Source organism: Enterobacter sp. SST3 (assembly GCF_000286655.1).
Classification (GTDB): domain Bacteria; phylum Pseudomonadota; class Gammaproteobacteria; order Enterobacterales; family Enterobacteriaceae; genus Enterobacter; species Enterobacter roggenkampii.
In genome coordinates, this window is sequence record NZ_ALNS01000012.1 from 1 (window position 1) to 21103 (window position 21103).

Below are 21103 nucleotides of genomic sequence, written 5' to 3' on the forward strand. Positions count from 1 at the left end.
GCGCCCCGGTGACAACCCCGACACCTTCATACCCCGCGACCGCCGGTAAGGGTGTTCTGTGGCGATAGGCGCCGGTGATGGGGATAAGATCGGACGCGTTGACCGGAGAAAACAGCATCCGCACGCGGAGCTGTCCGGGCGCAAGCGCGCCCAGCGGCGCGTTTTCAGGTTGCAGAACAGAGTCTGGCTCGCCAAACCGGCGATACCAGAGGGCCAGGTTTTCCATTACGATCTCAAGGCTGATAGCGGAACTACTCGCGCCAGCCCATTGCCGGTGCGACATGTTTGAGAATAGACTCAATCACGTGCGCATTATAATCCACCCCCAGCTGGTTCGGTACGGTCAGTAAGAGCGTATCCGCCTCGGCAATCGCCTCGTCTTTTTTCAGCTGTTCAACCAGCTTGTCCGGCTCCGCGGCATAGCTGCGCCCGAAGATGGCGCGCGTTTTCTCATCAAGATAACCCACGCTATCGCTGTCGTTGCGGCTGGCACCGAAATACATCCGGTCACGGTCGTCCATCAGCGCAAAAATACTGCGGCTAACCGACACGCGCGGCTCGCGCGTATGCCCTGCGTCTTTCCAGGCCTGACGGTACGCGCGGATCTGTTTTGCCTGCTGAATATGGAACGGCTCGCCGGTTTCATCGTCCTTCAGCGTTGAGCTTTGCAGGTTCATGCCCAGTTTTGCCGCCCATACCGCCGTCGCATTAGAACCCGCGCCCCACCAGATACGCTCGCGCAGCCCTTCTGAATAAGGCTCCAGACGCAGCAACCCTGGTGGATTGGGGAACATTGGCTGTGGGTTCGGTTTGGCAAACCCTTCCCCACGCAGCACCTCAAGCAGCACCTCGGTATGACGACGCGCCATATCCGACTCGTTTTCCCCTTCCTGCGGGACATAGCCGAAATGCCGCCAGCCATCAATAACCTGCTCCGGTGAGCCCCGGCTGATGCCCAGTTGCAGGCGACCGCCGGAAATCAGATCCGCCGCGCCCGCATCTTCGGCCATGTACATCGGATTTTCATAGCGCATGTCGATTACGCCGGTGCCAATTTCGATGGTTTTTGTTTTTGCCCCTATAGCGGCCAGCAGAGGGAACGGCGAGCTAAGCTGTCGGGCGAAGTGGTGCACGCGGAAATAGGCGCCGTCTGCCCCCAGCTCTTCAGCCGCCACGGCTAAATCGATGGACTGCAGCAGCGTATCGGCCGCCGAGCGCGTGCCGGACTGCGGTGAAGGCGTCCAGTGACCAAAGGATAAAAATCCGATCTTTTTCATAACCCTGTGTCCTGATAATGCGTTGCGTTCTGTCCACTTTACGCATTACCCGGTAAGAATAAATGCCGTTTATTTAACGGAATGGTTCAAATAAATTGACATAACTGACGGGTTCGTCACGACGCAACGTTATGGGATATACTCTTCCCCACTCTTTTCATGGCAGGTAAAACCGGCAATGGCTTTGATCCCCAAAAACTACGCGCGGCTGGAAAGCGGCTATCGCGAAAAAGCATTAAAAATTTATCCCTGGGTGTGTGGACGCTGCTCGCGCGAGTTTGTCTATTCCAATCTGCGTGAACTCACGGTTCACCATATCGATCACGACCATACCAACAACCCGGAAGATGGCAGCAACTGGGAGCTGTTGTGCCTGTTTTGCCACGATCATGAGCATTCGAAATACACCGAAGCAGATCAGTACGGCACCACCGTGGTGGCCGGGGAAGACGCGCAAAAAGACGTGGGCGTCGCCACGTTTAACCCGTTTGCCGATTTAAAGGCGATGATGGATAAGAAGAAGTAATCCTCTCGCCCCCTCGCTCACATCGTGCTCTGCGAATTTAAAATGTCCAGGTGATAGCGGCGGTTGCAGACCCCTCATTACGCCGCATCACGATCGGGCTATCATTGGCATGGTCGCCAAGCCAGGTATAGTCCGCGCTGAGGACAGTTCCCCAGTGAGCATCGAACTGATGGCTCCAGGTCAGGCTGGTGTCGACGCCATAAAATCCACCCGGCGCAGCATAGCGGCGATAGCCGGTGCGGCGGCTCTGCTGCTCACTGACCCCATACCAGGTATTCAGGTAACGGCTGTCGCCAAACAGGGCCGCAGACTGAAAGGCTATCGTGTCCTGGTTATTTTGTACCGGGATCAGCGTAACGGAGGCCTGATAGCTTGCCCCCTGACTGTCGGTTAACGGCAGCGTCGCTTTGCCTTCCATGCTCAGCCATGGCGCAGCCTGCCAGCCCACGGCAAGGCCGGTATTCAGGGTGGCATCAATATCCCCCATCCCTTTCAGGTTGTTTGCCCCCTCGCGCCAGCCAGAATTTTTATCAGCCCTTCCGGGGTCGTAGCCCAGCGTGTGTTCGAAATACCAGCCGCTGTCGTTTTGCAGGTCATATCCCACCCCTTTTTGTGCATCACCAAAGAAAGCACCTTTGCGTCCCTGCAGCACAGGAACCACCTGCCATACCTGCTTGTCTGAGCCTGAGTAACGCGGGGCATATTGCCCTCCCAGCCCGACGGTTAAGGAATCAGACGCGGTGTCATCATCCGCCTGCGCGGCGGATGCCACGACCATCAGAAGCGGGACGGACATATACAGGACTTTTTTTATCGCTATCATACTGCTCTCCTTACAGACGCTGGCGTCTCCTGAGACAGGAACAGCCACACAATGTTGGCGCAGTATGATTTGGCTGAATCAATGAATCGTCGGGATAGTGTTAAGAAATGGTCAAGGTGAACGGATGTTATCCAGAAGAGTGCTGATTATTGAAGATGACGCCGACGCGGCTGGCGTGCTCGAAGCCTATTTACGGCGTGAAAATTACGACGTGACCATTACCGGAGACGGTCTTTCCGGGCTGGATATGGCGCAGCGGTGGAAGCCCGACCTCATCCTGCTGGACGTGATGCTGCCGGGACTTAACGGCACCGAGGTGCTGGCGGGCCTGCGTCGTAAAAGCGATGTGCCGGTGATCATGGTCACGGCCATGGGGGATACTCCCGATCGCATTGGCGCCCTGCGCTACGGTGCCGATGATTACGTGGTGAAGCCTTATCATCCGGGCGAAGTGGTGGCGCGGGTGCAGGCGGTGCTGCGGCGCAGCAGTAAAAAAGAGACAGAGGAAAAGATCCTTCGCTGGCAAACGCTGGCGGTGGATGTCGCCGCCATTGTGGCGTGCGTGGACAACGGCGACGACGCGCCTGTGATGCTCGATCTTACGCCAACGGAATTCTCACTTCTGGCAACGCTGCTGCGCTCGCCTGCGCACCCGTTTTCCCGCCAGTATTTACTGGAACACTGTTTGCCGGAAAGCGAGGCGCTGGAGCGCGTTGTCGACACCCATATTTATAACCTGCGTAAAAAACTTGAGGCCGTGGGTATTTCCGGCGTGCTGATCAACGTGCGCGGCGTGGGTTACAGGTTCAGACAGCCATGATAAAAAACCGGCACGCCTCTCTGTGGCGCTGGATTTGCGCGCGCATCCTGGCGCTGGCTATCGGCAGCGTGATCGTCATTGCCACCTGCATGTGGCTGCGCTATGCGGTACAGAACTACTGGATCATGGGCAGGATGCCGCCGGCAGTCCGGCAGGAGTTTCTTACGCTCAGCCAGAACCCGCAGGCCAATCCGGCCCGCTTCCACACGATTGTGGATACCTGGTGGGGCCTGAGCTATTCCACGCCGTCCATCGCCTCAGCGGACTGGGTCACGGTGGCCCTGCTGGTGCTGGTGATGATCCCGTTTATTGTGGTGATGGGGCTCAAACACGCCCGCCCGCTGGCGCTGCAGTTCAGCCGCCTTCGCGATGCGGCAAAGGATGTCGCCGAAGGGCAGTTTGGCCGTCAGGCAGAGCTCATCAAGGATGCACCGGCAGAAATGGTCAGCTTTGCGGCGGACTTTAACTCCATGACGGGGCAACTGGCCCGCTATGAGAAAGAGCTCCGCGCCTCGCACGTCGCGATGGCGCACGAGCTGCGCTCGCCCCTGACGGCCGCCATCGGGCGTCTGCAGGGCATGTTAGACGGCGTGTTTGATGCCAGCCCGGCGCAGCTGGGCATGGTGATGAAACAGCTCCAGCACCTCAACCGCCTCACCGATGAGCTCCACCTTCTCTCTTTGGCAGACGCGGGTAACCTTGTGCTGGAGGACCAGCCGTTCTGTCTGGATGAGCTGATTCACGAGCGGGCTGCCTGGATCATGCCCCAGGCGGATGCGCATCATTTCAGGATAACGCTGCGTAACCCGCACACCAGCCCCTTCCGGGGCGATGCGTTCCGTATGGGGCAGGTCGTTACCATCCTCATGGAAAATGCGCTACGTTACGGACGCGAAGGCGGCCACCTTGAGGTGGCGCTGCATTACGCCAGCGGGCATTACATCCTCGAATTCACCGATGACGGGCCGGGCGTGTCGCCCCAGTTCTTGCCGGAAATGTTTAAACGCTTTAGCCGCGAGGAGCAGTCCCGCGCGCGGCATTCCGGCGGCAGCGGCCTCGGTTTGTCCATCGCCCGGGCGATTTGCGAGGCGCATGGGGGTGAGATTAGCGCGTCATTACCGGAAACCGGCGGCCTTGCGGTGCGCATTTTGTTGCCCTGGCAGCCGTCCGATAATGAAAATCTCCCCTCTTGATAAAGCCTTGACAGAACATCGAATCTTTCTCGACGTAGCGCGTATTTAATAACGCCATTCCCTTTATGGAGCGGCGTTATGTCAGACGAATTTTTTCTCTCCCTCCGCCACTGCCTGCATCATTTGTACGGCGTGGCGCGCACCCTTTCCTGGCTGCATTTTCTTCCCCTGGCCCTGCTTGCGCTGGCGATTTTTCCGCTGGCCGGCTGCGGTGATAAACACGAAAACAAACCTGACCCAGTGCGTAAGGTACGCTACGTCGTCGTTGGCTCCGCCCAATCCCTTCCCGCGCTGGAAAGAACCGGTGAGATCCATGCCCACGATGAAACGACCCTGAGCTTTCGCACCGGAGGCCGGATACTGACGCGTAGCGTTGATATTGGCGACCGGGTCACTGCCGGGCAGCTGCTGGCCACGCTTGATAATACGACCGGGCAAAACCAGCTCGACAGCGCCACGGCCGACTATGAAGGCGCCAAAGCCTCAGCCCAGGTCGCCGCGCTTAACGTCAGTCGCATGCAAAAGCTTATGCCAACGGGCGCGATAGCCCGCACGCAGCTCGACAGCGCCCGGGCTGACTGGCTTGTCGCCCGCGCGCGCTTAAAAAGCAGCGAGGCCGCATGGCGAAATGCCCGCGAAAGCCTCGGCTGGACGCGCCTGATCGCGCCGCAAGCAGGCGTCATCACGGCCGTGAGCGCCTCTGCGGGACAGGTTGTCAGCGACGGCCAGTCCGTGCTGACGCTGGCGACCGGGGAAGCCCGCGACGTGGCGTTTGATATTGCCGCGCCCGATGCGATCCTGCCTCTGGATAAGGCGGTTTTGCAGGTTTCCCTGCTCGGCGCCCCGTCGGTGCAGGCGTCTGCCCTGCTGCGGGATATCACCCCGCAGGCCGATCCTCAGACCCGCACGTGGCGCGTCAGAGCCACCCTGCAAAACCCGCCGGAGGCCATGGCGCTGGGCGCCAGCGTCACCGTGACGTTGCCCTCCGCCGCCCCGCACGGGTACGCGCTTCCCGCGTCGGCGCTGACCCGAGCCAGCGACAAACCGGCGGTTTTTGTGATTACCCCGCAGTCGCGGGCACAGCTGCGCGTGGTGGTGCCCGTCGGCTATACAGCCACCTCCGTCATGATTGCCTCCGGCCTTGAGCCCGGCGACAGGGTGATTACGGCGGGCGTGAGCACATTACGATCCGGCGAGCCGGTGATGGCCGGAGAGGTTCAGCCATGAACACAGGATCGGAAGCCAAATTTAACCTCTCCGCCTGGGCGCTGAAGAACCAGCAGATGGTCAGCTTTTTCATGCTGCTGGTAATTGCGATGGGCGTGTTCTGCTATGAGAAGCTGCCGCGTAACGAAGATCCGGCATTCACCATTAAAACGGCCGTCGTCTCCGCACAGTGGCCGGGAGCCTCCGTGACGGATACCACCCGCCTGCTGACCGATACGCTTGAAAAAAAGCTGCAGGAAACGCCCTGGCTGGACTATCTCGAAAGTGAAACCCGTGCCGGACGCACCGTTATCCACGTCAACCTCCGTGACGATACGCCCCCGCAACGCGTGCCCGATATCTGGTATCAGGTTCGCAAAAAAATGCAGGACATCGCGCCGTCCCTGCCCGAAGGGGTGCAGGGTCCTGCCGTGGATGACGAGTTTGACGACACGTTCGGCACAATTTACGCCTTTATTCCCGAAGGCTTCACGTTGCGGGAGGTGCGGGATCGCGCAGAGACAATACGGCGCGAGCTCATGTCCCTGCCGGATATGGGCAAAACCACCCTGCTGGGCGAACAGCAGGAGCAGTGGGTTCTCGCCTTTTCTCCGGCGCGCCTGGCCGGTATGGGGCTGGATATTCAGGACGTTGCCGACGCCCTCCGGGCGCAAAACGCCGTTGTCCCGGCAGGAACGATGCGTACCGGGCAGGAGAACATGGCGATAAAGGTCAGCGGGGCGCTCACCACCGAAGAGAGTTTGCGCGCCGTCACGCTGCACGTTAACAATCGCTATATTCCGCTGACCGACATTGCCACCGTCACCCGGGAAATCACCGAGCCACCGGCCCCGGCCTACCGGGTGAACGGCAAACCGGCTATCGGGCTGGCGGTGTCGATGGCGCCGACAGGCAACATGCTGCGTTTCGGTGCTGCGCTGAACGCAAAAATGGCGACCCTCAGCGCCGGGCTGCCGCACGGTATCGAGATGGTGAAAGTCGCCGATCAGTCAGCGGTGGTGAGTGAAGCGGTAAGCGGGTTTATCCGGGTACTTATCGAAGCCGTTGTTATCGTGCTGGCGGTTTCATTTGTCTCGCTGGGTTTGCGGGCCGGACTGGTGGTGGCGACGGCCATTCCGCTGGTGCTCGCCATGACGTTTGTCGGCATGATGCTCGCCGGCATAGGCCTTCAGCGTATCTCGCTCGGGGCGCTGATCATTGCCCTGGGCCTGCTGGTGGATGACGCCATGATCGCCGTCGAAACGATGGTCTCCCGACTGGAAGCGGGGGATTCCCGTCGACTCGCGGCCACCTATGCATTCAAAACGACGGCCTTCCCGATGCTCACCGGTACTCTGGTCATGATTGCCGGTTTTATTCCCGTTGGTTTTGCGGCCTCCAGCGCCGGTGAATACTGCTTCTCCCTGTTTGCGGTGGTGCTCATCGCCCTGCTCTGCTCCTGGGCCGTCGCGATCCTGTTTTCGCCGCTAACGGGCACGTGGCTGCTGCCGGAAAAAGTCAGACATCACGCGGCAGGACCGGGACGGATCGCGCGCGGGTATGGACGGCTTTTACGCCTGGCGCTCCGCCACCGTCTCGCTACCGTACTGATTGCGCTTGCCGCGCTGGGGCTGTCAGCGTACGGCACGACGTTTATGCAGGGCGAGTTTTTCCCCGCCTCGGACCGGCCCGAGTTGCTGGTCAGCCTGATGCTTCCGGCCAACGCGTCGCAGCCGGAAACCCTCAGAGAGGTGGAAAAGCTGGAAAAAGCGCTGGCCGACAACAGCAATATCGATCGCTTTTCGACGTACGTTGGCTCAGGCGCCATCCGTTTTTACCTGCCGATGGACGTGCTGCTGGAAAATGAAAATATCGCCCAGTTGGTTGTGGTCGCGAAGGATCTTGCGGCGCGGGATCGTCTGCACGCACAGCTCAACACGATCCTGGCGACGCAATTTAGCGACATCATCACCCGCGTGTCGCCCCTTGAGCTGGGGCCTCCCGTCGGCTGGCCCATCAAATATCGGGTTAGCGGGCCGGATTATCTGCAGGTCCGGGCGCTTGCGAACCGTCTCACGAACGCGATTGGCCGCTCCCCGTTCTCACGCGACGTTAACCAGACGGCCGGAGAGCCGGAGAGAGTCATCACCCTTAAGGTGAATCAGACGGCGGCCAGAGCGGCGGGAATATCGTCAGAAAGCCTTGCCCGCACGCTGAATACCGTCTGGTCCGGCAGCGTTGTCACGTCCATCAGAGATAATGACCGCCTTGTCGACGTGGTGCTCAGGGCCGAGGACAGCGCGCGCCAGAGCACCGCCACTTTCTCCTCACTCACGATTCAGGGGAATGACGGTAAAAAAATTCCGCTCAGCGCCGTCGCAACGCCGGTCTGGGGCGTGGACGATCCGGTCATCTGGCGCCGCCAGCGCGTGCCCTTTATCACGGTGCAAACCGACCTCGCCCCGGGGCTGAGGGCTGAAGCGGTATCCGCCGCGCTGCGTCCGGCGGTGGATAAACTGCGCGCGAGCCTGCCCGCAGGTTACAGCATTGAAGAGGGCGGCGCGGTTGCCGAATCGGATAAGGGGAACAGCTCCGTCTTTACCGTTCTTCCGGTCACGCTGGTCACCATGCTGTTGCTGCTGATGCTTCAGCTACGGCGATATTCCCGGATGCTGCTGGCGCTCCTGATGGCCCCGTTTGGTTTACCGGGGATCGTGCTGGCTATGCTGCCCGGCGGCACGCCGATGGGGTTTGTCGCGCTGCTGGGCGTCATCGCCCTGGCGGGGATGATCGTGCGTAACGCGGTGATATTGATTAGCGAGGTTGACAGCAATCTTGCTCAGGGGATGGCAAATGATGCCGCGATTATGGCGGCCGCGGAGCACCGGGCCAGACCCATCTGTCTGACCGCCTGTGCCGCCATTCTGGGGATGATTCCCATCTCTCACCAGGTCTTCTGGGGCCCAATGGCCTATGCCATTATTGGCGGGCTGCTGGCTGCGACGCTGGTGACGCTGACCGTGTTACCCGCGTCGTTTAGCCTGCTGTTACAGTGGGGGGCTCAGCGCAAAGCCGCAGCCGACGGGCCGGGCTGAGTCCCCATCTTTCTCCGATTACGCGGCGGTCAGCGCAAAACGGTCTGTCAGGACATGGCGGATGTCCTCCTCCGCCAGCTGCCGCGTTTCAGTGCCGTTCGCCGTGATGGTTTTCAGCATATCGCCCAGCAAAATCTGGCGTCCTTCCGGGCTGTGCTGCACCACCACCCGCTTCTGCACAAAAATAGCATCAGGATGCGTCGAGTTCAGGTAGTTTGCCGGAACGAAATCAATCCACTCCTGGGGCGTAAGATCGAAGCCGTATTGTCGGGCCCATTCGCCTTCCACCTTCGCCTCAAGCAGATACTCGCCCTCCGCGCTGCGGCTCAGGCGAAACGTGTCGAAATCCTGGGTGATATCCACATCAAGCGTGTCCAGCGCCATTGGCGCGCGGATGCCGTAGCTGCCGAACCCGAGATCGCAAAGCCACTGGCGGCTCTCCACCTCGACGATGAGCGCCATATGGGTTTTCGGCCGCCGCGCGGGGTAGAACATCGGGCGCGCCGCCACGAAACGGTAAGGAATGCCGAGTGCTTCCAGCGCCATGGCAAAAAGCCCGTTCACCTCATAGCAGTAGCCACCGCGCCCTTTCTTTAACACCTTCTCGGCAATGTCGTCTGGCGCCAGCGAGACAATTTTCCCCGCCTGCACGTCCAGATTTTCAAAGGGAACGGAAAAGAGCTGATGACACATCAGCGCATGCAGGGTGGACGTATCGGCCGCCGCCGGTCCGGTGTAGTTTATGCGTTTGAAATACGAGGAAATGTCGAAATTATCGCTGTGCATAATGCCTCCTTGTCCTGAACATGCCGGACACTATAGATGGCGCACATCATTGGCTGTATAGTCAGTTTTATCGAAAATTAGCCTGAACAGATACCCATGTCTGCCCCCTCCCCACACTATCGCCGGATTGCTGAGCGTCTGCGCCTCACGCTCTCTTCAGGCGCATTGCGAGTCGGTGACCGGATGATCTCCGCGCGTAAACTGGCCGAACGCGAGCACGTGAGCCTTCCGACGGCGCTGGAGGCCCTTCGCTGCCTTGAGGCTGAAGGGCTGATCGTTGCGCGACCGCGTTCAGGTTATTACATCCACCAGATCAGCCTCCCTCCGCGCGCGGAGCCCGCGCGTTCCACGCCGGGCCCGGTGCCCGTGACTATGTCCGCCGTGGCCCGGTCGCTGTTCAGCAGTGCAGAAGCCCGGCTGATCCCGCTGGGCGCCGCCCTGCCCGATCCCGCGTGGCTGCCCGGGGAGGCGCTACAGCGGGCGTTACACTCCGTGGGCCGTCGTCTGGACGCGCATGGGCAGAGCTACAGCCTGCCGCCGGGAAGGCGTGATTTACGAAGCAAGATTGCGGCGCGTGCTGCGCAGTGGGGAGCTCGTTTCGGCGCGGACGATCTGATTATTACCGCGGGCGCGACGCAGGCGCTGCGCCTGGCCCTGCGGGCCGTGTGTCAGCCAGGTGATGTGGTGGCGGTGGAGCAGCCCGCCTACTTCGGCACGCTCCTGCTGCTGGAGGATTTAGGCCTGAAGGCCTTAGAAATCCCCACCGATCCTGCTGAAGGCCTGTTACTGGAACCGCTGGCTGACGCCATCCGCTGCCACCGTCCTGCGGCCGTTCTGGCCTCGCCCACCGTGCAAAACCCATTGGGTGCCAGCATGCCCGTCGCGCGCAAGCAGGAACTGGTTGCTCTGCTTGAAGAGGCCGGTATTCCTCTGATTGAAGACGACGTTTACGGTGACCTGGTCGGTGACGGGCAACGTCCTCCGGCCTGCAAAGCCTTCGACCAGAGCGGGAATGTGATTTACTGCAGCTCCCTGTCAAAAACGCTTGCGCCGGGGTGGCGAATCGGCTGGATTGCCGCCGGACGCTATTACACGCAGGTCTTGCAGGCCCGCATGGCCGGAGAGTGGGCCGGCGCGCCGCTGCTGGAAGCCGCGACGAGCGAGATGCTGGCAAGCGGCGACTACGACCGTCACCTGCGGCGGCTAAAGCGGCGGATCGCAGAGGGAATAGCCGCCGTCGTGGCGCAGGTCGGGGCGAGCTTTCCGCCTGGTACCCGCGTAAACGTGCCCGCTGCCGGTTTCCTGCTGTGGGTCGAACTTCCTCCGCAGGTCAACGCGCTGGAGGTGCATCGTCGCGCGCTGGCGCGGGGTATTGGCGTCAGCCCCGGTCCCCTGTTTTCTCCTGGCGCAGAACTCACGCACTTTCTGCGGCTAAACTGTGCAAACGAACCGACGCCCCGCCTGCTCAATGCCGTGGAGCAGATTGGTGCGCTATGCCATGAGCTGGCCGCTTTCACACCAGACTCTCCAGCCACTCGGTAAATACCCGCACCTTGCGGGAGAGATGACGGTGTGGGTAGAGCAGTGACAGTTTGCGGTCCGGCGAGCGATATTCAGGCAGGACCTCAACCAGCAGGCCGCGGTCAATGTAAGGCTGGAGAAAGAGATTCATTCCCTGCATTATCCCCAGCCCGGCCAGGCCTGCCGCGATGTAGGCCTCGGAGTTATCCACCACGAGCTTACCGGGTAGCGCGATCTCCGCAACGCCCTCTGGCGTGGTAAACGTCCACGGCTGAACGTGCCTGCTGCTGTTGTTAATCCAGTTAATCGCCTGATGCTTGCGTAAATCCTCCAGCGTTTCTGGCGTACCGTGTTCAGCCAGCCAGGCCGGGCTGGCGCAGGTCGTGATTTTAATGTTCCCGATTTTACGCGCGATATAGTCGCCGTCGTCCAACTCGCCCACCCGCAGCACGCAGTCCAGACCGTCCCGCAGCATATCCCGACGGCGGTCAGAGCTGCTCAGGATGATGTCGATATCAGGATGCTGACGATAAAAATCAGGCAGGTTGGGTATCACCCGCAGCGCCGCAAAAGAGATGGGCATATCCACACGCAGCTGGCCGTGTATCGGTCGATCGGCGCCAAACGACTCCAGTAATTCGTCCGCCTGCGCCAGCAGGGGTTTACTGCGGCGATAAAAGGCTTCCCCATCCGGCGTCAGGCTAATCCGACGCGTGGTGCGCTGCAGTAGCCGCGTGCCGCTGTGTTGTTCCAGAAGCTGCAGCGCTTTGGTCACTGCCGGGCGATGGACCTGCAGATTTTCCGCCGCCTGGGTAAGGCTCCCCGAGTCGACAATTTCAATAAAAATCCGAATAGATTCAAAGAGGTTTATTTGCATAAGGGATGTCTTGCCGCGAGCGGGAGAAAATGATTGTTATTAATTTTATAACAGTGATGAATCTTTCTGGCTATTTTTCCTAACAATCTTCCTCTCTACACTCTCCCTCATTCAAACGTAAGGGAGAGTCTGCTATGAAAAATAACCGTATCTGTCAGATCCTGGGTATCGAAAAGCCCGTTATTCAGGGACCGTTATCCTGGCTTACTGATGCCCGTTTAGTGGCCGCGGTCAGCAATGCCGGAGGACTCGGCGTGCTGGGCCCCAACGCCGGTTTAACCGCCGATACCGCGGTCTCCACGCCGGAAGAGACCGCCGAAAAAATGCGGGAAGAAATTCGGAAAACCAAACGGCTGACCGAAAAACCCTTCGGCGTGAACCTGATCCCCACCGCCGTTAATGACGTCTGGACCGGGCCAATTCTTAAGGTGATAAAAGAGGAAGGCGTCAGGGCCGTGGTGTATACGGGCTATGGGGAAGGCAGCATTATTCCCGCGCTGTTCAATGAGTTAAAAGAGGCGGGCATTGCCATTATCTACCGCGACATCAATCCCACGCCGGAAAATACCCTTCTGGCTGAAGAAATGGGGGCAGACATCATCGTCGCCACCGGTTTTGATGAGGGTGGGACGTTACCCGCGACGGCGCTGGGTACCTTTTCCATCGTGCCGCTGATTGCCGATGCCGTGAAGCACGTCCCGGTGATGGCGGCGGGCGGTATAACCGATAATCGCACCGCCAGAGCGGCGCATGCGTTAGGGGCGGAAGGCGTGTTTGCCGGTTCGGTCTTTATCAGTACCGAAGAAAGCCGCGTGCCGCAGGGGGTCAAAGAGAAAATTGTTGCCGCCAACGGCCTGGACCTGCTGCTTTTCCGCACCGTCCCCCACTACTATCGTTCTCTCCCCGGCAAGCTGGCGAAAAAACTGGCGGCGATGGATAAAGCGGGCGCAAGCAACGAAGCGCTGGGCAAGGCGATGGGCGGATTACGGGGCCTGCGCCTGGGCATGCTGGAAAATAATACCGATGAAGGGTATATCGCGCTCGGCACGGGGATCGGGAATATCCGCAGCGTGAAAAGCGTGGCCGAGGTTGTCGATGCGTTAACGGTTGAGTAAGCCCTTAACCCTGATGCTATGGACGCTGCACAGGAGCAGCGTCCGCAAACCGTCTGCGGTTCTTTTTCACACATTGAGGATTGCGCGTTCTTTAACCACAGCGTCAGGATTGGCACGTTTTACCGCTACCAGAAAAGCCGTGAAGTTATGATTCCAGAGGGTAAGATTGTTATAAAACTGCACCTGTTTTTCATTAACACCGTCGCGGTAAATAACAATCCAGACCCGTCTGCTGTTTATCTCGGTATTCCCCGGTCTGATTTTAATGATGTTAGCCAGCGCAATTTTACGGGTGGCGTTGTTTTTAACTTCATATAAAAACTGGTCATCATAAAACCAGGTTTTACCTGCATTTCCGCCAAATATTGAGGGACTGGCAGAGATCTTTTTCATCCCGTTACGGTCTGAAATGATACGTTTTGCCTGGCGAATGCGTCTGACCAAAAAGCTTAACAGAATGAGAAGCGCAATGAGGGGCAGAGCGACTGATATCATTTTTAGACTTTCGTGCATATCCCTGCCCCACAATACATTCATTTTAACGCGTGAGTATAACGCGCCGATCGTTGATGACAACAACCCTTACGGTCAGGGAATAATCCGCGCGGCTCTCAACTGCGCGAACAGGTGGAAAAACATCTCATCCGTCGCCTGCATTTGCGTAAAGCCCGCCCTGCGCAGCTTGCTCCCGTCACCAAACATGTCGTAGTCCCAGCTAAAGACAAAATCGGCAAACCGCCCGTCGCTCAGCTGCAGAATATCCGCTTCCACCAGCCGCTCTCCGGCAAGCTCGCGCCATACGCCGCGATAGTCCGTAAACAGCTGATGAAATGACAGCCTCACCGGCGGTGCAGAGTCCAGGTCAAACCAGCGTGCGATGTGCGGCCAGAGCTCGCTCCAGCGCCAGATATCGCCATTATTCACGTTGAACGCCTGATTCTGTGCCGCAGGTGACGCGGCGGCCCACAGCGTTGCCTCGGCCAGCAGCCCGGCGTCGGTATGGTCAACGATACTGTGCCAGGTCTGTTCCGAACCGGGAAAACGCAACGGTAAACCCAGCGCCTTGCACAGGGAGGCGTACAGGGCAATGCTCAGCGCAAGGTTCATGGCATTGCCCGGTACCGCACTCCCTACCACGCCCGGCCTGATGGCATTCCAGTGCCAGCGCTTTGCCCGCTGAAACTGGCTGAGCCACGCAAGCTGCGCGGCGTTAAATTCGGCACCCGGTACGACGGGATCGCTTTCGCGCGCCGGGGTTTTAAACGGCCCCAGATGCGCGCCGTAGACCTTGTACCCCTGCATCAGGCTTACCGTCTGCAAAGGTGCCGTTTTTCCGAGGATGCTGACCAGATTACGCAGCATGGTGACGTTCGGCTCAACCATGTCTTCCCAGTTCGCCGCGTTCGCCCAGGCGCTGTAAAAGAGATGGGTGGCACCGTCCAGGGAGCGCAGCGCCCGGGCGCTGTCCTTTTCATCCAGTAAATCGATCTTGACCATCGGAATGCCGTCAGGATGCGACCCGGCATGGCGGCTAAGGCCGATCACCTGCCACTGATGGTGCAGGAGCGTGTTGACCATCTGTCTGCCGACAATGCCGCTGGCGCCCGCGACCAGGGCGACGTTGTGTTGCTGCCTATTATTCATGGTATTTCTCCGGAAAGGGTGACAGACGCAGTGTGATATATTATTTTTTCTGGAGATATCCCATGAAACCGATGGCACTTATAAGCAAAATCATTAAATGAATAATAAGCTCAATGCCATTTCTACTTTTCTGCGCGTCGCTGAAGCGGGCTCGTTTTCAGCGGCTGCCCGTCAGACCGGTATTAAGCAGTCCGCCGTCAGTCAACAGATCGCGGCGCTTGAGGAAGAGCTTGGCGTGGTACTGCTGCACCGTACGACGCGTACGATGAAGCTGACCGAACAAGGGGAACGCTACCGGCGTGATATGCAGCTCGTGCTGGACGCCATGGGGGAAGCGGAGAGGCGTTTACATCCTGTCGATCATAGCGTTCAGGGACGCGTCCATGTCCAGTTGCCGAGCGGCCTGGGGCAGATCATTTTGCCGCATCTGCTGGCGCTACAGCGCCTGCATCCCGAACTGCAGCTGATGCTTTCCCTGGATGACCGCCTTGCCGATCTGGTGGCGGAGGGCGTGGATGTCGCGATACGGCTGAGCAGCGAGCCTCCGCAGGCGCACGCGGCTCGCGTGCTGGGGCGTATTGAAGCTGCACTGTTTGCCGCTCCCGGTTTTCAGGCGGTACACGCGGTCAGCGAACTGGCGACGCTCCCACACGTGCGGTTCAGCGGCATTCCGCTGGATGCCCCCCTGCGCCTGATGTCTGACGAGGAAACGGTCGAGGTCAACGTGAATACTGTTTTCCGTGCCAACACCAGCGACGCGCTGCTGCAGGCGCTGGAATCCGGCATGGGTATCGGCGGCATGCAGCGACCGCTCGTGGCCAGGGCTCTGCAGGCGGGCACGCTGGTACCGGTGCTGCCCGACTGGCGGTTACCCGATCGCTTCCTCTATGCCGTTTATCCTGATGCCCGCTTTATTCCGCAGCGCGTCAGAAAGGTCGTCAGCGTGATTGAGCAATTACTGCCTGAGATCGCGACCCACAACGCCACAAAATAACCGCCTTTTACCTCGCCACCGGTAAATCCGCGTACCGCGTCGTATAGGCCGGTGACAACATCTCTCGCTTCATGGCCCACGGTTTCTCAATCCCCTGCCCGGCGAACCATATCTTCCCTTTGCCGGAGTGATTGACGCTGTCGATCATCTCCATCAGCGCCGCGCTGTTGGCGCGCAGGCGATTGTCGTCAAACAGATTAAGCTGAGCGACGCCGCTGCTGAAAAAGTCCGCCAGCATGACCCCGGCCTTCATATAGCGATACCCGTCGAGCCATATCCGCCCCAGCGCCTCCGTGGCGGCACGGATGATATCCCGCGAGTCATTGGTGGGCGTCATCAGGGTGACCGAAGCCTGATTACCGTAATAAATTTCGTTGTCCGCATGCGGGCTGGTGCGCACAAACACGCTGATAAAACGACAGTATTGATGCTCGCCGCGCAGTTTCTCCGCGGCGCGTTCCGCGTAGGCGCAAATCGCCTGGTGCATCTCTTCATATTGCGTAATGCGATGACCAAACGAACGGCTACAGATGATTTGCTGCTTCGTGGGGGTGTACTCTTCAAGGTCAAGACAGGGCTCACCGCGAAGCTCGCGCGCCGTACGCTCCAGCACCACGTTAAAATGTTTGCGAATGACCCATGAGGAGGCCTCCGCCAGCTCCAGCGCCGTGGTAATTCCCATCGCATTCAGTTTTTTCGTGATGCGCCGCCCTACGCCCCATACCTCCTCTACCGGAACCTTTGCCAGCAGTTTACGCTGCCGCTCGCGGCCCGACAGATCGACCACGCCGCCGGTACTGGCCCAGCGTTTCGCCGCATAGTTGGCCAGCTTCGCCAGCGTTTTTGTCGGGGCAATGCCGACGCCAACGGTTAAACCCGTGTTTTTAAAGACCTGCGTGCGCATCTGGTGTCCGAACGCGTCCAGCGACATGCAGTTACCGATCCCTGAAACGTTCACGAACGCCTCGTCAATCGAGTAAATTTCTATGGCCGGAGCCAGATCCGTCAGCGTCTGCATCACCCGACTGCTGAGGTCGGCATACAGCGCATAGTTCGAACTGAAGACGTAAACCCTCGCCGGAAAAAGCTTCTCTTTGAATTTAAAATAGGGCTCACCCATTTTTATGCCGAACTGCTTTGCCTCCCGCGAGAGTGAAATTATGCAGCCGTCGTTGTTGGACACCACCACGATGGGCTTCCCCTCCAGATCGGGGCGGAATACCTTCTCGCAGGAGGCATAGAAGCTGTTCACATCAACCAGCGCGAACATGTTTATGCGTTTTAAGCGTGTGGGTGACGACGCCGAAGATCTGCAGCTCCTCTTCGGACTGAAAGGTAATCGGCTGATAGCGGGCGTTATGTGGCAACAGCCTCAGCACCGGGCGCGTCTGTAGCTCTTTCACCGTAAACTCACCGGCGACCGACGCCACGACGATATCCCCATGTTCGGCATTTAACGAGCGGTCAACCACCAGCAGATCGCCGTCGCCAATCCCCGCGCCAATCATGGAGTCTCCACTCACCTTGATAAAATAGGTCGCACTGGGGTGCCTCACTGCCAGCCGGTTAAGATCGAGACGATCCTCCACATAATCCTGCGCCGGGCTGGGAAACCCACAGGCAACACGTTCTAAAAACAAAGGTAGTTCAATGATTTGTTTTGGTTGATAAGAAAAGAGAGTGTCCATGATGCCTTTCTCGCCATATACTGTATATAAATACAGTATTACGGATTATGGTCAGGGATCAAGGTCATTTCCGGAAGCGAACCCAAACGCGTTGAAGTGTCAGAAGATTTAAAACGCGCAAAGCCCGGAAGCACATGTCGGGCTTTGCGCCTGTGACGATCAGTCCATCAGCGTATTCAATGTTTCCAGCGCGTCAGGCGGCAGCTGCAGTTCTCCCGCCGCGAGGTTTTGCCGCAGATGCGCCACGGAAGAGGTGCCCGGGATCAGCAGGATATTCGGAGAACGCTGCAGCAGCCATGCCAGCGCAACCTGCATTGCCGTGACGCCCAGTGAATCCGCGACAGCCTTCAGCCCGGACGATTGCAGCGGCGTAAAGCCGCCCAGTGGGAAGAACGGCACATACGCAATCCCCTGCTGCGCGAGCAGATCCACCAGCGCATCATCACCCCGGTTCACAATGTTGTACATGTTCTGCACGCACACCACCTGCACCATCTTCTGCGCTTCCGCGACCTGGGTGGCCGTGACGTTGCTCAAACCAATATGCCGCACCAGCCCCTGCTGCTGTAATTCTGCCAGGGTGGAGAGCGGTTCAGCAATCGACCCTTCCGCTGGCCCGTGCGCGCTAAACATGATCCGCAGATTCACCACGTCCAGCACGTCCAGCTGCAGATTGCGCAGGTTGTCATGCACCGCCTGCGTCAGCTCCTGCGCGGAAAAGGCCGGCAGCCAGGCGCCTTTGTCGTTGCGACGGGCGCCAATCTTGGTGACGATCGTCAGATCGTCCCGGTAAGGATGAAGCGCCTCACGGATCAGCTGGTTGGTGACATGAGGGCCATAAAAATCACTGGTATCAATGTGGTTCCCCCCCGCCGCCACGGCCTCGCGTAACACGTCCAGCGCGGCCTGCTTATCCTTCGGCGGCCCAAAGACGCCCGGCCCGGCCAGCTGCATCGCGCCGTAGCCCAGCCGTTTCACCGTCCGCGTCCCGAGCGCGTATGTCCCGCTTTTATCAATGCTGCTCATGTTGACCTTCCTCATAAAAATGATCCGGATTTACAACAGGTTCCCAAAAGGGCCCCTTAGTTAAGCGCGAGTTAATTAAAGTTTACATTCTCTACGACGATAGTAATGAAGTAACCCTGCATCTTCTCTAACGGACGACCGCTATGCTGAAAAATCTGCACGTGATTACCGGTATTATCTTTGCCCTCACCATATTCTGCCTGCTGCAAGTTGTCACGGGAGGGTTGTTCTACTCTGCCGTCAGTAACGATCGCCATAACTTCCAGAACTCCGGCGTGCTCAATGCCCAGCAGGAAAGCCTGAGCGACAGCGTGAACACGCTGGTGAAAACGCGCGTCACCGTCACCCGCGTGGCGATCCGCTACCTGAAAAACCAGCGTGACCCGGCTTCCCTGGCGGCGATCAATAAACTGCTGGGCACCGCAGGCGACTCGCTGGCAAAAGCCGAGGCCTATAACAAAGAGTGGCAGAAACTGCCGCAGGTTAAGGGCCAGGAGGCGGCATTGACCGACGAGATGCAGAAATCCTGGAACCAGATGCACGAAGTCATGCGTTTATCGATTGAGTATCTGCGCGCCGACAACTATCAGGCCTATGGCGATCTGGATGCGCAGCAGGCGCAGGACGATATGGAAGCGGTCTATAACCGCTGGCGCGCCGAAAACAACACCCTGCTGAAGGCCGCAACCGAAGAGAATCAGAGCAGCTTCACGCAGATGCAGTGGACGCTGGCGGCAATTCTGCTGGCCGTTATCGCGGTTCTGGTGGTCATCTGGCAGGGTTTACAGCACCTGCTGTTAAAACCACTCCACTCCATTATGGACCATATTCGCGCCATTGCAGGGGGCGACCTGACGCAGGAGATCGCTATCTCGGGCCGCAATGAGATGGGTCAGCTGGCCGCGGGCCTGCATGAGATGCAGCAGTCGCTGGTGACCACCGTCAGCGCCGTACGCGGAAGTACCGATTCCATCTACACCGGCGCAGGCGAAATTGCCGCAGGAAGCAACGATCTTTCCGCCCGCACCGAGCAGCAGGCCGCCTCGCTCGAAGAGACCGCCGCCAGCATGGAAGAGCTGACCGCGACGGTTAAACAGAACTCCGATAACGCCCGTCAGGCCACGCTGCTGGCGAAAAACGCCTCTGAAACGGCCGCGCGCGGCGGTCACGTCGTGGATAACGTGGTTCGCACCATGAACGAGATCGCCGACAGTTCGCAGCAAATTGCGCATATTACCGGCGTGATTGACAGCATCGCGTTCCAGACGAACATTCTGGCGCTTAACGCCGCGGTGGAAGCGGCACGCGCCGGGGAACAGGGGCGTGGTTTTGCGGTTGTTGCAGGTGAAGTCCGGACCCTGGCGAGCCGCAGCGCGCAGGCGGCGAAAGAGATCAAAGGGCTTATCGAGAACTCCGTCAGCCGCGTGAATACCGGTTCTGAGCAGGTTAGCGAAGCAGGCACCACCATGAAGGAAATCGTCGCCGCCGTGACCCGCGTGACCGATATCATGGGCGAGATTTCCTCTGCCTCTGACGAGCAGAGCCGCGGCATTGAACAGGTGAGCCTGGCCGTTTCGCAGATGGACAGCGTGACGCAGCAAAACGCCGCGCTGGTGCAGGAGTCCGCCACGGCGGCAGCGGCGCTGGAAGATCAGTCCGAACAGCTGCGCCAGGCGGTGGCCGCGTTTCGTCTGAACGGCAAAGAAAAAGCGGTAGCTCCACGTCCGGCCAGCGTGAAAACGCCTCAGCTGTTGCGCCCGGCAACCGCAAACGCCGCCACCGACAGCAACTGGGAAACCTTCTGAATCACCGGCGGGCGAGGAGATCGCCCGCTAGCGGCTGCGCTTGGCGTGCCGCTCCCAGTTCTCCTGTTTTGCTTCATCGGATTTACGCAGTGAAACGTAGCATGCCCCGCTGCCGCCGTGATGCGGCAGCGCCACGCAGAAGGCCTGCACTTCCTCGAACTCCGTTAACCAGCGCGCCAGATAGCTGCGCACCACATTAGGATGCGAGTTCTGCTCGCGCCCTTTTCCGTGAATGATAATCAGATTGCGTAACCCGTCACGTCCGGCCTGGCGAATAAAAGAATAGAGCATCTGACGGCAGCGTTCGGCGGGCTGACGCAGGAGGTTTAAGCTGGCCTGGCGGGCATATTTACCCGAGCGCAGCTTCTCGATAACGCCCTGCTGCACCCCTTCGCGCCGGAACGCCAGCGGTTCTTCCAGGGGAAGAAGGTCAAGAAAATCCAGCGTCAGGAAGTTATCCAGCTGTTCACAATCCACCTCCTGGCGCGCCCGCGTATTGCGGCTGGGCTGCCAGTGAATATCCGGGCCACGCTTCAGCGGCTGGACATCTTCCATGGCGTCAAGAAAAAAGGATTTGTCGTCAGGGTTCATGGATATCCTCCGGCTACAACTGAGGACGGTACTATACCTGCGCCTGAGATTGGCCTCAATCACCGTTACAGGCCCTCATGCGCCGCAAATATTAACCTGATGAATATATATAGTAT

At 59.0% G+C, this 21103-nt stretch carries 19 protein-coding genes and 1 pseudogene; 9 read left to right on the top strand and 11 right to left on the bottom strand.

Going from position 1 to position 21103, the window contains the following annotated elements; genetic code table 11:
• Positions 1–226, bottom strand: a pseudogene (locus B498_RS15235) (alcohol dehydrogenase); the annotation flags it as partial.
• A 25-nt stretch (positions 227–251) separates the two neighbouring features.
• On the bottom strand, positions 252–1277 hold the full coding sequence (locus B498_RS15230; RefSeq protein WP_008500518.1) for an LLM class flavin-dependent oxidoreductase: 1026 nt from the start codon (positions 1275–1277) through the stop codon (positions 252–254).
• A gap of 178 nt (positions 1278–1455) precedes the next feature.
• Between B498_RS15230 and yajD the strand changes: the two genes are divergently transcribed.
• Positions 1456–1803 carry an HNH nuclease YajD gene (gene yajD, locus B498_RS15225; protein ID WP_003857471.1) on the top strand — a complete coding sequence of 116 codons (348 nt, stop codon included), beginning with the start codon at positions 1456–1458 and terminating at the stop codon, positions 1801–1803.
• A 37-nt stretch (positions 1804–1840) separates the two neighbouring features.
• On the opposite strand, the gene B498_RS15220 is transcribed toward yajD, so the two are convergent.
• Complete coding sequence (locus B498_RS15220) at positions 1841–2626, bottom strand: MipA/OmpV family protein (protein WP_008500519.1); 786 nt, start codon at positions 2624–2626, stop codon at positions 1841–1843.
• 124 nt (positions 2627–2750) lie between these two features.
• On the opposite strand from B498_RS15220, the gene B498_RS15215 reads away from it, so the two are divergent.
• From B498_RS15215 to B498_RS15200, 4 genes are all read left to right on the top strand, one after another.
• Positions 2751–3446 carry a response regulator gene (locus tag B498_RS15215; protein ID WP_008500520.1) on the top strand — a complete coding sequence of 232 codons (696 nt, stop codon included), beginning with the start codon at positions 2751–2753 and terminating at the stop codon, positions 3444–3446.
• Positions 3443–4639 (top strand): sensor histidine kinase, encoded by a 1197-nt coding sequence (locus B498_RS15210; RefSeq protein ID WP_008500521.1) that lies wholly within the window; start codon positions 3443–3445, stop codon positions 4637–4639. The genes B498_RS15215 and B498_RS15210 overlap by 4 nt, the downstream gene beginning before the upstream one ends.
• Positions 4640–4717: 78 nt before the next feature.
• Positions 4718–5866 (top strand): efflux RND transporter periplasmic adaptor subunit, encoded by a 1149-nt coding sequence (locus B498_RS15205; protein ID WP_008500522.1) that lies wholly within the window; start codon positions 4718–4720, stop codon positions 5864–5866.
• Positions 5863–8940 carry an efflux RND transporter permease subunit gene (locus tag B498_RS15200; protein WP_008500523.1) on the top strand — a complete coding sequence of 1026 codons (3078 nt, stop codon included), beginning with the start codon at positions 5863–5865 and terminating at the stop codon, positions 8938–8940. The genes B498_RS15205 and B498_RS15200 overlap by 4 nt, the downstream gene beginning before the upstream one ends.
• Before the next feature lie 18 nt (positions 8941–8958).
• Here the strand turns inward: B498_RS15200 and B498_RS15195 are convergent, their stop codons facing one another.
• Positions 8959–9726, bottom strand: coding sequence for an arylamine N-acetyltransferase family protein (locus B498_RS15195; protein WP_008500524.1), 768 nt, complete (start codon positions 9724–9726; stop codon positions 8959–8961).
• Between the two features lie 96 nt (positions 9727–9822).
• Between B498_RS15195 and B498_RS15190 the strand changes: the two genes are divergently transcribed.
• Entirely contained in the window at positions 9823–11268 is a 1446-nt protein-coding gene (locus tag B498_RS15190) for a PLP-dependent aminotransferase family protein (protein WP_008500525.1), read from the top strand.
• On the opposite strand, the gene B498_RS15185 is transcribed toward B498_RS15190, so the two are convergent.
• The gene (locus B498_RS15185; RefSeq protein WP_008500526.1) at positions 11240–12124 is read right to left on the bottom strand and encodes a LysR family transcriptional regulator; all 885 of its coding nucleotides are present in this window, start codon (positions 12122–12124) and stop codon (positions 11240–11242) included. The genes B498_RS15190 and B498_RS15185 overlap by 29 nt on opposite strands.
• A gap of 134 nt (positions 12125–12258) precedes the next feature.
• Here B498_RS15185 and B498_RS15180 point away from each other — a divergent pair, with 134 nt between their 5' ends.
• On the top strand, positions 12259–13239 hold the full coding sequence (locus B498_RS15180) for an NAD(P)H-dependent flavin oxidoreductase (RefSeq protein WP_008500527.1): 981 nt from the start codon (positions 12259–12261) through the stop codon (positions 13237–13239).
• Positions 13240–13305: 66 nt separating this feature from the next.
• Here the strand turns inward: B498_RS15180 and B498_RS15175 are convergent, their stop codons facing one another.
• Positions 13306–13752, bottom strand: a complete 447-nt coding sequence (locus B498_RS15175; protein ID WP_008500528.1) for a hypothetical protein — start codon at positions 13750–13752, stop codon at positions 13306–13308.
• Positions 13753–13827: 75 nt separating this feature from the next.
• Positions 13828–14883: an SDR family oxidoreductase gene (locus B498_RS15170; protein WP_008500529.1), complete on the bottom strand. Its 1056-nt coding sequence runs from the start codon at positions 14881–14883 to the stop codon at positions 13828–13830.
• A gap of 97 nt (positions 14884–14980) precedes the next feature.
• Between B498_RS15170 and B498_RS15165 the strand changes: the two genes are divergently transcribed.
• Positions 14981–15877 (top strand): LysR family transcriptional regulator, encoded by an 897-nt coding sequence (locus B498_RS15165; protein ID WP_008500530.1) that lies wholly within the window; start codon positions 14981–14983, stop codon positions 15875–15877.
• Positions 15878–15884: 7 nt separating this feature from the next.
• Here B498_RS15165 and umuC read toward each other — a convergent pair whose 3' ends face one another.
• The 3 genes from umuC to B498_RS15150 all read right to left on the bottom strand — a co-directional run bounded on the left by umuC (position 15885) and on the right by B498_RS15150 (position 18591).
• A complete protein-coding gene (umuC, locus tag B498_RS15160; RefSeq protein ID WP_008500531.1) occupies positions 15885–17147 on the bottom strand; it encodes a translesion error-prone DNA polymerase V subunit UmuC in 1263 nt (420 codons plus the stop codon).
• Positions 17131–17565, bottom strand: a complete 435-nt coding sequence (gene umuD / locus B498_RS15155) for a translesion error-prone DNA polymerase V autoproteolytic subunit (protein WP_008500532.1) — start codon at positions 17563–17565, stop codon at positions 17131–17133. The genes umuC and umuD overlap by 17 nt, the downstream gene beginning before the upstream one ends.
• 159 nt (positions 17566–17724) lie before the next feature.
• The gene (locus B498_RS15150; protein ID WP_008500533.1) at positions 17725–18591 is read right to left on the bottom strand and encodes an aldo/keto reductase family oxidoreductase; all 867 of its coding nucleotides are present in this window, start codon (positions 18589–18591) and stop codon (positions 17725–17727) included.
• A 143-nt stretch (positions 18592–18734) separates the two neighbouring features.
• On the opposite strand from B498_RS15150, the gene tcp reads away from it, so the two are divergent.
• Positions 18735–20396, top strand: coding sequence for a methyl-accepting chemotaxis citrate transducer (gene tcp, locus B498_RS15145; RefSeq protein ID WP_008500534.1), 1662 nt, complete (start codon positions 18735–18737; stop codon positions 20394–20396).
• A 27-nt stretch (positions 20397–20423) separates the two neighbouring features.
• Here the strand turns inward: tcp and smrA are convergent, their stop codons facing one another.
• Positions 20424–20987 (bottom strand): DNA endonuclease SmrA, encoded by a 564-nt coding sequence (gene smrA, locus B498_RS15140; protein ID WP_008500535.1) that lies wholly within the window; start codon positions 20985–20987, stop codon positions 20424–20426.
• Positions 20988–21103 lie beyond the last annotated feature (116 nt).

Coding starts and splice junctions, on each gene's coding strand:
- B498_RS15230 (WP_008500518.1), bottom strand. CDS start 1,277: ATGAAAAAGATCGGATTTTTATCCTTTGGTCACTGGACGCCTTCACCG.
- yajD (WP_003857471.1), top strand. CDS start 1,456: ATGGCTTTGATCCCCAAAAACTACGCGCGGCTGGAAAGCGGCTATCGC.
- B498_RS15220 (WP_008500519.1), bottom strand. CDS start 2,626: ATGATAGCGATAAAAAAAGTCCTGTATATGTCCGTCCCGCTTCTGATG.
- B498_RS15215 (WP_008500520.1), top strand. CDS start 2,751: ATGTTATCCAGAAGAGTGCTGATTATTGAAGATGACGCCGACGCGGCT.
- B498_RS15210 (WP_008500521.1), top strand. CDS start 3,443: ATGATAAAAAACCGGCACGCCTCTCTGTGGCGCTGGATTTGCGCGCGC.
- B498_RS15205 (WP_008500522.1), top strand. CDS start 4,718: ATGTCAGACGAATTTTTTCTCTCCCTCCGCCACTGCCTGCATCATTTG.
- B498_RS15200 (WP_008500523.1), top strand. CDS start 5,863: ATGAACACAGGATCGGAAGCCAAATTTAACCTCTCCGCCTGGGCGCTG.
- B498_RS15195 (WP_008500524.1), bottom strand. CDS start 9,726: ATGCACAGCGATAATTTCGACATTTCCTCGTATTTCAAACGCATAAAC.
- B498_RS15190 (WP_008500525.1), top strand. CDS start 9,823: ATGTCTGCCCCCTCCCCACACTATCGCCGGATTGCTGAGCGTCTGCGC.
- B498_RS15185 (WP_008500526.1), bottom strand. CDS start 12,124: ATGCAAATAAACCTCTTTGAATCTATTCGGATTTTTATTGAAATTGTC.
- B498_RS15180 (WP_008500527.1), top strand. CDS start 12,259: ATGAAAAATAACCGTATCTGTCAGATCCTGGGTATCGAAAAGCCCGTT.
- B498_RS15175 (WP_008500528.1), bottom strand. CDS start 13,752: ATGCACGAAAGTCTAAAAATGATATCAGTCGCTCTGCCCCTCATTGCG.
- B498_RS15170 (WP_008500529.1), bottom strand. CDS start 14,883: ATGAATAATAGGCAGCAACACAACGTCGCCCTGGTCGCGGGCGCCAGC.
- B498_RS15165 (WP_008500530.1), top strand. CDS start 14,981: ATGAATAATAAGCTCAATGCCATTTCTACTTTTCTGCGCGTCGCTGAA.
- umuC (WP_008500531.1), bottom strand. CDS start 17,147: ATGTTCGCGCTGGTTGATGTGAACAGCTTCTATGCCTCCTGCGAGAAG.
- umuD (WP_008500532.1), bottom strand. CDS start 17,565: ATGGACACTCTCTTTTCTTATCAACCAAAACAAATCATTGAACTACCT.
- B498_RS15150 (WP_008500533.1), bottom strand. CDS start 18,591: ATGAGCAGCATTGATAAAAGCGGGACATACGCGCTCGGGACGCGGACG.
- tcp (WP_008500534.1), top strand. CDS start 18,735: ATGCTGAAAAATCTGCACGTGATTACCGGTATTATCTTTGCCCTCACC.
- smrA (WP_008500535.1), bottom strand. CDS start 20,987: ATGAACCCTGACGACAAATCCTTTTTTCTTGACGCCATGGAAGATGTC.